Consider the following 13,846-nt stretch of genomic DNA (forward strand, 5'->3'; position numbering starts at 1 on the left):
TTGGCGCGAATCCGACGGAGGTCTCGTTCGGGAGATCTGATGTTCGCTCTTACCGTCATCGCGAGCGCAGCGAAGCGACCCAGGGCAGCACAGCATCCCACGATGGCGCGCTGTCTGGATCGCTTCGCTGCGCTCGCGATGACGGATGCGCTCAATACCCCTTCGGCGGCGCGTAGGTGACGCCGTAGCTCTCGCAGATCGCCCTGAGCCGACCCTCCGCGTTCAGTGCCGTGATCGCGTCCCCGACCGCGTAGGCGAGGTCGCGGGAATCGGTCCTCACCGCGCCGCCGATCTCCCAGCGCGTTTTCACCAGCCCCGTCGACGGGACCGTGGCGATCGGGTTGTCGTCCTTCGGGACCTTCGCGGCAAACAGGGCCGCCGCGATCGCCGCGCGGCTCCCGGCCAGGATCGGCGCCTCGCCGGCGAGGTAGGCCTTCGCGGCCTCCTCGAAGCTCCTGTAGTGCTTCAGGTTCGGGCGGAAGCGGCCGCCCTGGGCGGTCAGCAGCATCAGGTCGGCGGCGCCCGTGCCCTCCAGCGCGACGCTCCGGTCGCCGATGTCGTCGAGGCTGTCGAAGCCGTCCAGCGCGCCCTTGCGGTACGCGAAGGCGATCTCCTGCTCGAAATACGGCGCCGTGAAGAACACCTGCTCGTTGCGCAGGGCGAGCTGCCGGTCAGTCGGCACGTGCAGCATCAGGTCGGCGAGCGGCGTGCCGGCGAGGTCGCCGCGCCACAGGGTCAGGCGCAGGTCGCCGTCGACGTTCTCGCCGGCGTCGACCACGCGCAGGTCGAGCTTCACCTTGAGCGCGTCGGCGATCGCGCGGGCGAGATCGACGTCGATGCCGCGGGGCCTGCCGGTCTCCTCCGCGGAGAACGGCGCGTTGTCGCCGTAGACCGCCACCCGCAGGGTGCCGTCGGCCACGATCTGGTCGAGGGGGCGCGCCGCCGCTTCCGGCTGGAACCGGAGGGCCATGAGCAGGCCGCAGGCGAGAAGGAGCCGTGCGCTAATCCTCATGCTTCGACTCGATGTAGCTCCGGATCGCCCACAGGCCCTCCTGCGAGATCACACCCTCGAAGGCCGGCATCTTGGTCACGCCGTTGATGACGGCGCCGTGCTTCATGCGCTCGACGAAGTACTCGTCGCCCTCCTTGCCCTGCGGCAGGTAGCGCAGGTCCGGGGCGAGTCCGCCGGAGATCATCTCCAGGCCGTGGCAGCGGGCGCAGTTCTGGTTGAAGCCCGAGGCGCCGATCGCGATGGCGTGCTTGTCGTCCTTGTAGGGGTTCTCGGCGACCCACTCGGCGCCCAGCGGCTTGAGGCCGTCGGTGTTGACCGGCTGGGGCTGGACATCGCCGTGCCCGAGGGCGCCGCCGGCGGCCAGGGCCAGTCCCAGCGCCGCGAGCACGCCGCCCGCCGCCGTCTTCATCGTGCGCATCCGCCCCTCCCGTCGTCGTTGCACAACGGTTAGCAAGTACCGGGCGGCGGACCCATTATGCTTTGGTACGGATCGGCCAGATTAGCGCCATCGACGACTTGTGTTGCGCTGCACCAAACCCGGTTTGTGCACCTTGGTCTAATATCGGAGGGCGCAACTCCGCTCCTAGACTCCCGGCCAAAGACGAGCGCCGCGGGGCTGGAGGAGACGGGCGGGGATGGTGTCCTCCGGTGCGCGGCGGCCCGGGATGCGCGGCGGGCCATGGGCCGGCCTGCGGCGCGCCGTCGTGCTGGCGGCCGTGGCGGCCATGGCGACCCTGGCGCCGGTCGCGCAGGGGCGGGCCGCGCCCGCGCCGGCAGGCCCGCCCCTGACGATCCGCTACCTGGAGCGGCGGGTCGAGCGGCCGGCGCCGCTGAACAACGAGGACCCGATCCCCGACGACGAGGGCGCCAAGGGCGCGGAACTCGGCCTGCGCGATTCCAACGCCACCGGCCGGTTCCTCGGCCTCGGCTTCGACCTCGGCACCACGATCGTCGAGCCGGCCGCCGACATCCGCCAGGCTTTCCGGGACCTCGCCGACCGGCGCTTCGTGGTGCTCAACGCCCCGGCCGCCGACGTCCTCGCCCTGGCCGACCTGCCGGAGGCGAAGGGCAGCGTGCTCCTTAACATCGGCGCCCCGGACACGCGCCTGCGCGACGCCGATTGCCGCCGGAACCTGCTCCACGTCCTGCCGTCCCGCGCCATGCTGTCCGACGCGCTGGTGCAGTTCCTGGCGTTCAAGCGCTGGTCCCGGATCCTGCTGGTGACCGGGCCGGCGCCAGCTGACGCGCTCTTCGCCGAGGCGCTGCGGCGCAGCGCGAGGAAGTTCGGCGCGCGGATCGTCGCCGAGACGCGCTACGACCCGCAGGGGGGCGACGTCCGCGACACGGCCCTGCGCGAGTTCGCCCTGCCGACCCGCGGGCCCGAGCACGACGTGGTCGCGGTGGCCGACGAGGCCGGCGCGTTCGGCGCGAGCCTCAACTACAACACCGCCTCGCCCCGGCCCCTCGTCGGCACGCAGGGCCTCGCGCCGGCCGCCTGGGGTCGGCCCGTCGAGGCCTGGGCCGCCGTCCAGCTCCAGGGGCGGTTCCGGAAGCTCGCCGGCCGCGCCATGCGGCCCGTCGACTGGGCCGGCTGGATGGCGGTGCACGTCGTCGGCGAGGCGGCCGTGAAGGCGCGCAGCACCGACCCCGCGGCGGTCCGCGCCGCCCTGACGGCGCCCGGCTTCGAGATCGGCGGCTTCAAGGGCCGCCCCCTGAGCTTCCGCGCCTGGGACGGGCAGCTGCGCCAGCCGGTCTTCCTGCTCTGGCCCGGGGCCGTCACCGCGACGGCGCCGATCGAGGGCTTCCTCCACCACCGCACGGAACTCGACACGCTCGGCCTCGACGCGCCCGAGAGTGCCTGCCGCGCCTTCTCGGGGACGTCAGAATGACCCGGCCCGCCGCCCTCGCACTGCTGCTCTGCCTCGCGGGCCCCGCGCGGGCGGAGGAGATCTTCGTCTCGAACGAGCGCGACAACACCGTCTCGGTGATCGACGGCGACAGCCTGGAGGTGCTGCGCACCTTCCCGGTCGGCCGTCGGCCCCGCGGGCTGACCTTCTCGCGCGACGGGCGGTCGCTCTACGTCTGCGCCAGCGACTCCGACGCCGTGCAGGTGATCGACCCGGAGACCGGGCAGGTCCGGCACGACCTGCCCTCGGGCGAGGACCCGGAGCAGTTCGCCCTGGCGCCCGACGGGCGCACCCTGTTCATCGCCAACGAGGAGAACGCCACCACCACGGTGGTGGACGCGCAGGCCCGCCGGGTGCTGGCGCAGATCGACGTCGGCATCGAGCCGGAGGGCGTCGCGGTCAGCCCGGACGGCCGTACGGCCGTCACGACCTCCGAGACGACCAACATGGTCCACTGGATCGACACGCAGACCCTCGCGGCCGTGGACGCGACGCCGGTCGGGCAGCGGCCGCGCTTCGCCGCCTTCACGGCGGACGGGTCCCGGCTGTGGGCGTCCTCGGAGATCGGCGGCACCGTGTCGGTGATCGACGTCGCCACCCGCGCGGTGATCGCGACGATCGAGTTCGCCGTGAAGGGGATCGCGGCCGACCGGATCCAGCCGGTGGGCATCCAGATGGCGAAGGACGGGCGCCACGCCTTCGTGGCGCTGGGGCCGTCCGACCGGGTCGCCGTGGTGGATACCGCGACCTACCGGGTGGAGAGCTACATCCTGGTCGGCCGCCGGGTCTGGCAGCTCGCGCTCAACGCGGCGGGCACGCGGCTCTTCACCACCAACGGCGTCTCCGGCGACGTGACGGTGATCGACGCCGCGACGTTCCGGCCGATCAAGACCGTGAAGGTCGGCCGCTTCCCCTGGGGCGCGGCGGCGCGGCCGATGCCTTCGGCGCAGGCGACGGACGGGCGCGCCGCCGGTGCGGTGCCGTGACAGTCTGGCTGACGCGGACCCAGGCATCCGCCTCCCTCGTTGGAGGCTTCCGGATCCACACTGGGGGCTGGGCCACAGCGGAGCCGAAGGACACTCGGGTCCCCTCTCCCGTGCGGGAGAGGGACAGGGTGAGGGATCAGGGCCATCGGGACGAGGCGCGAGGCGACCGCGGGTCAAGACCGTGCTCCATCCTGAAACTCATCGTCCCTCACCCCGACCCTCTCCCGCTCGGGAGAGGGGGCCCGTCGCGCACTGCCGCCGGCGTCAGTGCTCGGTCCGGATGGGTGACCGACGCGGCCGGGGGCGGAGGGAGGGATAAGGCGCGGCCGCTGCGGAGCGCAGCGTCTCCCAGCCCATCCGCGCTCCGAACCGCGGTAAGCCTGGGCGCGGGCCTGCTCCTACGCGCCGCACTGCTCCTTCTCGCCCTGCTCCTGCCGACCCTCCCGGCCCGGGCCGGCCAGCTCGATCGCGCGGGCGTCGAACGCCACTTCCCGCCCCCGCTGGTGGTCGGCGAGAAGGACGACAGGCTCCCGGTCTGGCCGATCCTGAAGCAGCAGGCCGGGTCCTACGAGGTCTTCGCCTACGCGTTCGAATCCGTCGACCTCGCGCCGATCCCGGGCTTCGGGGGCACGCCCCCCGACCTGCTGATCGCGCTCGCCCCCGACGGCACCTTCCGGGACGTGACGGTGCTCTCGCACCACGAGCCGGTCTTCCTCGAGGGGCTCGGCCCGGAGCCGCTCCTCGCCTTCGTCGAGCAGTATGCCGGCCTGTCGGCCCGGCAGGCGATCCGGGTCGGGCGGCCCAACGCGCGGGCCGCCGGCGCCGCGCCGCAGACCACCGTCGACGGCATCTCCATGGCCACCGCCTCGACCCGGGTGATCAACCAATCGATCCTGGCCTCGGCGCTGGCGGTCGCCCGCGCGAAGCTCGGCTTCGGGGCGGCCAATGTCGGCCTGAAGGTCGAGGCGAAGCCCGACCTCTACGAGCCCCGGTCCCTGGCCGAGCTTCTTGCCCGGGGCTGGGTCCGGCGGTTGACGGTCACGAACGCGGACGCCGCCGCGGCCTTCCGGGGCACCGGCGTGGCCGATCCGTCCGAGGGGCCGCCCGACGCCGTGCTGACCGACCTCTACGTCGCCGCCCTGGACCCGCCCTCGATCGGCCGCAACCTGCTGGGGCCGGCGCGCTACGACGCGCTCATGCGCGAGCTCGGTCCCGGCAACCACGCCGTGATGGTCGTCAGCGCCGGGCCGGAGGACGCGCCCGAGAACCCGGTCGGCGACCGGTTCGTGCTGGGCGCCGTCCCCGACCGGCTGGCGATCGGCCAGGCCGGCCTGATCGTGAACGCCCGCGACATGGCGGTGGAGCGCCGCGACGCCGGCCTCGCCGAGGGGCTGCCGCCAGGCCCCTGGACGATCCTGCGGATCGACCAGGCCGCCGGCTTCGACCCGTCCGCGCCCTGGGTGCTGACCGAGACGATCGTCCGCGAGCGCGGGCAGATCCTGTCGGAGAAGATCGCCCGGACCTTCACGGTCGAGACCGCCCTGCCCGCCGACCTGTTCACGCGGGTCCGGCCCGATGACGGGCCGAGCTGGACCGACCCCTGGCGGGCCCGGGCGCCCGAACTCGCGCTGATCGGGCTGATGCTCGCGGTGCTGGTGCCGGTCCTGAGCCGCCAGCGCGGGCTGGTGGCGGACCAGCGCCGCTTCCCCCTCTTCCGCCTCGGCTTCCTGGCGCTGACCCTCGGCTTCGTCGGCTGGTACGCGCAGGCGCAACTCTCGATCGTGACCCTCGTCGGCCTCGTGCGGGCCGCCACCGTGACCCACGACCTCGCCTTCCTGCTCTACGACCCGCCCTCGCTGGTACTCTGGGCCTTCGCGCTGGCTGCCCTGGTCGCCTGGGGGCGCGGCACGTTCTGCGGCTGGCTCTGCCCCTTCGGCGCGCTGCAGGAACTCGTCGCGCTGCTCGCCCGGCCGCTGCGCATTCGCCCGGTCGCGGTGCCGCCCGGCCTCGACCGGCCGCTGCGGTCGCTGAAATACGTCGTGCTGGCCGGCATCCTCGGTGCCGCCGCCGCGGGGTCGCCCCTCGCCGACACCCTGTCCGAGGTCGAGCCGTTCAAGACCGCCGTCACCCTGTACTTCGTCCGGGCGTGGCCGTTCGTCGCCTACGCGGCCGGGCTGCTGGTGCTCAACCTGCTCGTCTACAAGGGCTTCTGCCGCTACCTGTGCCCGCTCGGCGCCGCCCTCGCCCTCCTCGGGCGGGTCCGCGTCCTCGACTGGATCCCGCGCCGGGCGGAGTGCGGCTCGCCGTGCCAGCTCTGCAAGGTCCGCTGCCGCTACGGCGCCATCGCGCCCTCCGGCCGGGTCGACTACGCCGAGTGCTTCCAGTGCATGGAGTGCGTGACGATCATCCACGATCCCGGGCAGTGCGTGCCGCAGGTCGTGGCGCGCAAGCGGGGCCGCCGCGCCGCGCCCCGGCCGGTGACCGTCGGATGAGCGCGCTGCCGCCCTTCGCGCCGGCCCGGCGCCGGCTCCTCGTCGGGGCCGCGGGGCTGGCCGCGCTCGGCGGCGTCGCGGCGTTCCGCGCCGCCGCGGCGTCGCGCGGGCTGGCGCTGCGCACCCGCGCCGGCCTCGCCTTCGGCACCACCGTGGCGCTGACCGCCGCGGGGCCCGACGCGTCGGCGATCGAGGCCGCCCTCGGCGACGGGTTCGCGGCGATGCGCGCCGTGGAGGCGGCCGCCAGCCTGTTCCGGGCCGACAGCGCCCTGGCGCGGCTCAACCGGGACGGATCCCTCGAGGCGCCCGACCCGTACCTGCTCGCCCTGCTGCGCTTCGCGCTCGCCCTCGCGGCCGAGACCGGCGGCGCCTTCGACCCGACCGTCCAGCCGCTCTGGCCGGTCTGGGCCCAGGCCGCCGCCCGCGGCGAGCGCCCCGGGGCGGAGGCCCTGCGGGGGGCCCTGTCGCGGGTCGGCTGGCGGCGCGTGCGGGTCGCGGCGGACCGGATCGTCCTGGAGCCCGGGACGGCCCTGACGCTGAACGCCCTGATCCAGGGCTACGCGGCCGACCAGGTCATGGCGGCTTTCCGGGCGCGCGGCATCGCGGACGCCTTCGTGGATACCGGCGAGTTCGGCGCGGCGGGCGCGCATCCCGACGGCACGCCCTGGCGGCTCGGGCTGGCGGATCCGCGCGATCCCGGGGCGGTCGCCGCAGTCATCGCGCCGTTCACGGGCTTCGCCGCGACCTCGGGCGACTACAACATGAGCTTCTCGGACGACCGCACCGACCACCACATCTTCGACCCGGCCACCGGCCGGTCGCCGCGCGGCCTGTCGTCGGTGACGGTCACTGCGCCGACGGGGCTCGTCGCCGACGGGCTGTCGACCGCCTGCATGGTCCTGGGCCGCGCGCGCGGCGCGGACCTCGTCGCGGCCCGTCCGGGCTGCGCCGTGCGCTTCACCGGGAAGGGCTGACACATCCGGCCCCGTCGTGCGGGGCGAGGCCCGAACCGCGGCGCGCGCCCTGCCCTCGCGGGGCCGATGGCTCTACGGAGGGTCCGATCCGCGGCGCAGGCCCTGCATGCGCCCGGACCGGAGAGGACCGTCAGGAGACGCGCGTGACCGAAGCGACCGGGCCGTACTGGCCGACGGATGACTGGGCTGAGCAGGACCCGGGTGCGGCGGGGCTCGATGCCGGGCGGCTCGCGGACGCGGTGGCGTTCGCGCAGGACCACGAGAGCGCGTGGCCGCGCAGCCTGTACTATCCCGACGGGCGCTACGTCGGGATCGTCGAGTGGAACGAGACGGGGCCCTGGAGCGCCGTCGACGGGCCGGTGCGCCCGCGCGGCGGCCCGGCGGGCGTGATCCTGAAGGCCGGCCGGCGCGTCGCCGCCTGGGGCGACACGGCCCGCCCGGACATGACCTTCTCGATCGCCAAGAGCTACCTCGCGGTGCTGGCCGGCCTCGCCCACGACGACGGCCTTATCCCCGACGTCGACGCGCCGGTGCGCGACAGCGTCCCCGACCCGCTCCTCGACGGCCCGCACAACGGCGCGATCACGTGGCGCCACCTCCTGCAGCAGTCGAGCGAGTGGCAGGGGACCCTGTTCGGCAAGTCCGATCAGGTCGATCATTTCCGGCAGATCGGCCCGGGCGCCGACAACAGCCGCAAGGGCGAGGCGCGGGCGCTGCGGTGCCCCGGCACCTACTACGAGTACAACGACGTCCGGGTGAACCTGCTGTCGTACTGCCTGATGCGCCGCTTCGGCCGGGCCCTCCCGGACGTGCTCCGCGAGCGGATCATGGATCCGATCGGCGCCTCCCGCGACTGGGCGTGGCACGGCTACGACTCGGCCTGGGTCGCGGTCGACGGCGCGCGGGTCCAGTCGGTCCCCGGCGGCGGCCACTGGGGCGGCGGCCTGTTCATCGGGGCCGACGACCACGCCCGCCTCGGCCTCCTCGTCGCCCGCGGCGGCGCCTGGAACGGGCGGCAGCTGCTCTCGGAGCGCTGGATCCGCGCCATGCTGACGCCCTCTCCGACCCTCGACAGCTACGGCTACCTCTGGTGGCTGAACCGCGGCGCGGCCGCCAAGCCGCAGCTGCCGGCCTCGGCCTTCAGCGCCCTCGGGGCGGGCAACAACGTGATCTGGTGCGATCCCGAGCACGACCTCGTCGCGGTCCTGCGCTGGATCGACAAGGCGGCCCTCGACGGCTTCCTGCTGCGCCTCGTGGCGGCCCTGCGCCCGTAGGCGGGCCGGCGGCGCTAGCGGCCCCGGACGTGATCGACGAAGCTCCGGAGCAGCGGCCGCATCTGGCGGCGGCTCGGGTAGTAGAGGAAGAAGCCGGGGAAGGGCGGGCACCACGCGTCGAGGACCCGGATCAGGCGGCCGGCCGCGATGTCGGCCGCCACCTGCGCCTCGAAGAGGTAGGCGAGGCCGGCGCCGCCGCGCGCCGCTCCGGCCACCAGCCCGTCATCGTCGAGGACGAGGGTGCCGGTGACCGGGATCGACTGGGCGATCCCGTCCTTCTCGAGTTCCCAGAGGTAGAGGCCGCCGCTCGGGAATCGGCGCCGGACGCAGACATGCCGGTGCAGGTCCTGCGGGTCGGCGGGCGTCCCGTGACGCGCGAGATAGTCCGGCGCGGCGACGATCGCGCCGCGCTGCGGCGGGCCGAGCGGCACCGCGATCATGTCCTGGTCCAGGCTCTCGGCGAAGCGGACGCCGGCATCGAACCCCTCGGCGACGATGTCGCGGAAGCCGTCCTGCGCGCGGATCTCGATCTCGACGCCCGGATGCGCGCGGGTGAACGCGACGGCGATCGGCACCAGCAGCATCTCGGCGGCCGACCGCGGCACCGAGATCCGCAGCGTCCCGGTGAGCCGCCGCTCCGCGGCGGTCGCCACCTCGACCGCGTCGGCGATCGCCGCGAGGGCGGGCTCGAGACCGTCGAGCAGGCGCTGGCCCGCCTCGGTCGGGGCGACGCTGCGGGTCGTCCGCGCGAGGAGGCGCACGCCGAGGCTCGCCTCCAGGCCGTTGATCGCGTGGCTCACCGCCGAGACTGAGAGCCCGAGATCGCGCGCGGCGCCGCGGAAACTCCGGCGCGCCGCGACCGCGGCGAAGAGCGACAGGGCGGGGAGGTCGGCGCGTCTCACTGTTGAGCCGCATAGAACAGCCTGCGCCGCAGGTCACGGATTATCGCCGCCGGCGCCCCGTGCGAAGTCCGGCCCGCATCACGGGAGGCCCGCATGGATCACCGCCGACTCGGAACCGAACTCACCGTCTCCGCCCTCGGCCTTGGCTGCATGGGCATGAGCTACGCCTATGGCGGCCAGCCCGAGGGCGAGGCCACCGCCACGCTGCGCCGCGCCGTCGACCTCGGCATCACCCTCTTCGACACGGCCGAGATGTACGGCCCCTTCGAGAACGAGAAGCTGGTGGGCAAGGCCCTGGCGCCGGTCCGCGACCGGGTGATCATCGCCACCAAGTTCGGCTTCAAGATCTCCGAGACCGGCCAGGGTCCCGACCGGATCATCGGCGTCGACAGCCGGCCCGAGCACGTCCGGGCGGTCTGCGACGCCTCGCTCCGGCGCCTCGGCGTCGACGTCATCGACCTGTTCTACCAGCACCGGGTGGACCCGGCGGTGCCGATCGAGGACACGGTCGGCGCCATGGCCGATCTGGTGCGGGCCGGCAAGGTCCGGGCGCTCGGCCTGTCCGAGGCCGGCGCGGCCACGATCCGGCGGGCCCACGCGGTCCACCCCATCGCCGCCGTGCAGAGCGAGTACTCCCTCTGGAGCCGCGATCCCGAGGCTGAGGTGCTGCCGACCTGCCGCGAACTCGGGATCGGCTTCGTGCCGTACAGCCCCCTGGGGCGCGGACTCCTGACCGGCGCAATCCGCGACCGCGACAGCCTCGCCGCCGACGATTACCGCCGCACGATGCCGCGCTTCGCGGCGGAGAACCTCGCGGCCAACCAGCGGCTGCTCGACACGCTCGCCGTCCTGGCGCGCGACAAGGGTGTCACGCCGGCCCAGCTCGCCATCGCCTGGGTGCTGAACCAGGGCGACTTCATCGTGCCGATCCCGGGCGCCCGCAAGATCCGGAACCTCGAGGAGAACGCGGCGGCGGCCGGTCTCGTCCTGGCCGAGGCCGACCTGCGGGCCATCGCGGACGCGATGCCCGCCGAGGCGGTGACCGGCGACCGCTACGGCGCCGCCGGGCTGGCGATGGTCGGTCTCTGAGCCGTCAGAGCGCCGCGATGGTCTCGGCCACCGCGCGCGCCCGCGGCACGAGGCTTCCCACCTCCAGGTACTCCTCGGGCGAGTGGGCCTTGCCGCCCACCGGGCCCACGGCGCAGAGCGTGGGGCAGCCGACGCTGGCGGTGAAGCCCGAATCGGCGCAGCCGCCGGCGAACTCGCCGGTGACGGGGTTGCCGCCCTCCGCGCTCACCCTTGCGTAGGTCTCGAACAGGGCCCGCGAGGCCTCGTCCTGCACGAGCGGCAGGAACTCGCCCTTGATGGTGAGATGCGCGGTCGTGTCCGGCACCGTCGATCCGGCCACGATCGCGGCGATCCGGTCCATGGCGGCCTCGCGGTCGGGCGGGGTCACGTAGCGCAGGTCGATCTCGCAGGTCACCCGGGGCGCCACGGTGTTCACCGACTGGCCGCCGGAGACCAGGCCGACATTCACCGTGATGCCGCGGTCGAGGTCGGTGAGCGCGTGAAGCGCGACGGTCTTGTGGGCGAGCTCCAGAATGGCGCTCCGCCCGTCGGCGTAGTTGCCGCCGGAATGGGCCGCCCTGCCGAGCACCTCGAGGTGCATGAACACCCCGCCCTTGCGGCCGGTGACGACGTTGCCGGTCGGCCGCCCCGGCTCGGAATTCAGCACCGCGCGGGCGCCCCGGGCGGTCTCCTCGATGATCGGCCGGCAGGCCGGCGAGCCGATCTCCTCGTCGCTGGTGAACAGGCCGACGAGCGGCACCGGCGCGCCGCCGGCGCGGTGATAGGCGGCCAACACGAAGGCGTTCATCACGAGGCCCGCCTTCATGTCGGCGACGCCCGGCCCGTAGGCGCGGCCGTCGGCGACCCGGAACGGCCGGCGGGCCGGCTCCCCCTTCGGGAAGACGGTGTCGCGGTGGCCCATGAGCACGACCGGCCGGTTGCCGCCGCCCGATCCGGCCACGCTCGCCTTCAGCGCGTCGCCGTAGCCGTCGACCGGGATCGTGGTCACCGGGATGCCGTGGCCGGCGAGGAACTCCGCGATGCGGATGCCGACCGCGTCGACCCCCGGCTTGTCGTAGGAACCGGAATCGATGTTCACGAGCTCCTCGAGGAGCGCCAGCATCGCGCCCTCCTGCCCGTCGAGCCAGCGGAGGACGTCGGTGTCATGGGCGGTCATGGGGGCCTCGTACCGGGGTCAGCAGGATTGCGCAGACCGTCTTTGCGAGCGCAGCGAAGCAACCCAGCGTCGCGCAACCTCTGGCAGCATAGCGCAGACTGGATTGCTTCGCTCCGCTCGCAAAGACGGCGCAGCGTCCGAATCGACCGCCGATGTGGTCGGCGGCGCCTACTCGACCGTGACCGATTTGGCGAGGTTGCGGGGCTGGTCGACGTCTTTCCCCATGAACACAGCCGTGTGGTAGGCGAGCAGCTGGATCGGCACCGCGTACACGATCGGTGCCACCGTCGGGTCGAGCGCCGGCATGGTGAAGGTCGCGAGCGTGTCGAGCCCGTGCTCGGCGGCCCCCTTGGCGTCGCCGATGAGCACGATGCGCCCGCCGCGGGCGGCCACCTCCTGCATGTTCGAGACGGTCTTCTCGAACACCGCGTCGTGCGGCGCGATCACGATCACCGGCACGCTCTCGTCGATCAGCGCGATCGGCCCGTGCTTCAGCTCGCCCGCCGCGTAGCCCTCGGCGTGGATGTAGCTGATCTCCTTGAGCTTCAGCGCGCCTTCCAGCGCCATCGGGTAGCTGGTGCCGCGGCCGAGATAGAGCACGTCCCGCGCCTTCGCGACCTCCCGGGCCAGACCCTCGATCGCCGCCTCGTGGGTGAGCGCCTCGGCCATCAGGCCCGGCGCCTTGATCAGGCCGTCGATCAGCCGCCGCTCGCCCGCCGCGTCGAGGGTGCCGCGGGCCCGGCCCGCCGCGATGGCGAGGCAGAGCAGCACGGTGAGCTGGCACGAGAACGCCTTGGTGGAGGCGACGCCGATCTCCGGCCCGGCCAGCGTCGGCATCACCACGGAGGATTCCCGCGCGATCGTCGAGGTCGGCACGTTGACCACGCTCAGCGTGTGCTGGCCCTTCGACTTCGCGTAGCGCAGGGAAGCCAGGGTGTCGGCGGTCTCGCCCGACTGCGAGATGACCAGCGTCAGCCCGTCCTTCTCGAGCGGCGCCTCGCGGTAGCGGGCCTCGGAGGCGACGTCGATCTCCACCGGCAGGCGGGCCACCTGCTCGAACCAGTACCGGGCGACGAGCCCCGCGTAGTAGGCCGTGCCGCAGGCGGTGATGTACACGCGGCTGAGCTTGGCGAAGTCGAAGGGCAGCGCCTCGGGCAGCGCGACCCGCCCCTGCGCCATGTCGACGTAGTGGGCGAGCGTGCGGCCCACCACCTCGGGCTGCTCGTGGATCTCCTTGGCCATGAAGTGGCGGTACTCGCCCTTGTCGATCCGGTAGGCCTGCGTGGCGATCGTCTGCCGGGCGCGCTCGACCGTGGCGCCCGACGCGTCGCGGATCTCGGCGCCGCCCCGGGACAGGATCGCCCAGTCGCCCTCGTCGAGATACGTGATGGCGTCGGTGAACGGGGCGAGCGCCAGGGCGTCGGAGCCCAGGTAGGTCTCGCCCTCGCCGAAGCCGATGGCCAGCGGCGCCCCGTGGCGGGCCCCGATCAGCAGGTTCTCCTCGCCGGAGAAGAGGAAGCCCAGCGCGAAGGCGCCGCGCAGCCGCGGCAGGGCGGCGGCCACGGCCTCCACCGGCCCCATCTGCCGGTCCATGTTGCGGCTGACGAGCTGGGCGACGACCTCGGTGTCGGTCTCGGTCTCGAAGACGACGCCGTCGGCCTCCAGCTCCTGCTTGAGCTCGCGGAAATTCTCGATGATGCCGTTGTGCACGACGGCCAGGCGCTTGGTGGCGTGCGGGTGGGCGTTGGTCTCGTTGGGCCGGCCGTGGGTCGCCCAGCGGGTGTGGCCGATGCCGATCGTGCCGGTGAGCGGCTCCTGGGCGAGCCTGGCTTCCAGGTTGACCAACTTGCCCGAGGCCCGGCGCCGCGCCAGCCGGCCGTGCTCCAGGGTGGCGATGCCGGCGGAATCGTAACCGCGGTACTCGAGCCGCCGCAGGGCCTCGATCACCTGCCCCGCCACCGCGTCGCGCCCGACGATGCCGACGATGCCGCACATAGGAGTGTCTCTCGCTGTCGCGCCCGGATGGCCGCGCGCAGGTCGTGCGCAAGGTCCGG

Annotated in this window: 11 protein-coding genes; 6 read left to right on the forward strand and 5 right to left on the reverse strand. The window is 73.6% G+C overall.

Annotation, left to right across the window (positions count from 1 at the left end; translation table 11 throughout):
* Window positions 1–151 precede the first annotated feature (151 nt).
* Together ABIC30_RS08150 and pedF are read right to left on the reverse strand one after the other, a co-directional pair.
* Complete coding sequence (locus ABIC30_RS08150; protein WP_502915832.1) at window positions 152–1,012, reverse strand: substrate-binding periplasmic protein; 861 nt, start codon at window positions 1,010–1,012, stop codon at window positions 152–154.
* Entirely contained in the window at window positions 1,002–1,430 is a 429-nt protein-coding gene (pedF, locus tag ABIC30_RS08155) for a cytochrome c-550 PedF (protein ID WP_020095059.1), read from the reverse strand. Before pedF ends, ABIC30_RS08150 begins: the two co-directional genes overlap by 11 nt.
* 217 nt (window positions 1,431–1,647) lie before the next feature.
* Here pedF and ABIC30_RS08160 point away from each other — a divergent pair, with 217 nt between their 5' ends.
* The 5 genes from ABIC30_RS08160 (at window position 1,648) to ABIC30_RS08180 (ending at window position 8,645) form a co-directional block, all read left to right on the forward strand.
* On the forward strand, window positions 1,648–2,901 hold the full coding sequence (locus ABIC30_RS08160; RefSeq protein WP_020095058.1) for a lanthanide ABC transporter ABC transporter substrate-binding protein PedA1: 1,254 nt from the start codon (window positions 1,648–1,650) through the stop codon (window positions 2,899–2,901).
* Entirely contained in the window at window positions 2,898–3,905 is a 1,008-nt protein-coding gene (locus tag ABIC30_RS08165) for a YVTN family beta-propeller repeat protein (protein ID WP_354454652.1), read from the forward strand. The genes ABIC30_RS08160 and ABIC30_RS08165 overlap by 4 nt, the downstream gene beginning before the upstream one ends.
* Window positions 3,906–4,297: 392 nt before the next feature.
* Entirely contained in the window at window positions 4,298–6,397 is a 2,100-nt protein-coding gene (locus ABIC30_RS08170) for a 4Fe-4S binding protein (protein ID WP_354454787.1), read from the forward strand.
* Window positions 6,394–7,371 carry an FAD:protein FMN transferase gene (locus ABIC30_RS08175; protein ID WP_354454654.1) on the forward strand — a complete coding sequence of 326 codons (978 nt, stop codon included), beginning with the start codon at window positions 6,394–6,396 and terminating at the stop codon, window positions 7,369–7,371. The genes ABIC30_RS08170 and ABIC30_RS08175 overlap by 4 nt, the downstream gene beginning before the upstream one ends.
* 143 nt (window positions 7,372–7,514) lie before the next feature.
* Window positions 7,515–8,645: a serine hydrolase domain-containing protein gene (locus tag ABIC30_RS08180; protein ID WP_354454656.1), complete on the forward strand. Its 1,131-nt coding sequence runs from the start codon at window positions 7,515–7,517 to the stop codon at window positions 8,643–8,645.
* A gap of 14 nt (window positions 8,646–8,659) precedes the next feature.
* Here ABIC30_RS08180 and ABIC30_RS08185 read toward each other — a convergent pair whose 3' ends face one another.
* Window positions 8,660–9,547, reverse strand: a complete 888-nt coding sequence (locus ABIC30_RS08185; protein WP_354454658.1) for a LysR family transcriptional regulator — start codon at window positions 9,545–9,547, stop codon at window positions 8,660–8,662.
* 93 nt (window positions 9,548–9,640) lie between these two features.
* On the opposite strand from ABIC30_RS08185, the gene ABIC30_RS08190 reads away from it, so the two are divergent.
* The gene (locus ABIC30_RS08190) at window positions 9,641–10,636 is read left to right on the forward strand and encodes an aldo/keto reductase (RefSeq protein ID WP_091976350.1); all 996 of its coding nucleotides are present in this window, start codon (window positions 9,641–9,643) and stop codon (window positions 10,634–10,636) included.
* Between the two features lie 4 nt (window positions 10,637–10,640).
* Here the strand turns inward: ABIC30_RS08190 and ABIC30_RS08195 are convergent, their stop codons facing one another.
* On the reverse strand, window positions 10,641–11,792 hold the full coding sequence (locus tag ABIC30_RS08195) for a M20 family metallopeptidase (protein WP_354454661.1): 1,152 nt from the start codon (window positions 11,790–11,792) through the stop codon (window positions 10,641–10,643).
* A gap of 168 nt (window positions 11,793–11,960) precedes the next feature.
* Complete coding sequence (glmS, locus tag ABIC30_RS08200) at window positions 11,961–13,787, reverse strand: glutamine--fructose-6-phosphate transaminase (isomerizing) (RefSeq protein ID WP_020095050.1); 1,827 nt, start codon at window positions 13,785–13,787, stop codon at window positions 11,961–11,963.
* Window positions 13,788–13,846 lie beyond the last annotated feature (59 nt).

The organism is Methylobacterium sp. 1030, from assembly GCF_040544715.1.
Taxonomy (GTDB): domain Bacteria; phylum Pseudomonadota; class Alphaproteobacteria; order Rhizobiales; family Beijerinckiaceae; genus Methylobacterium.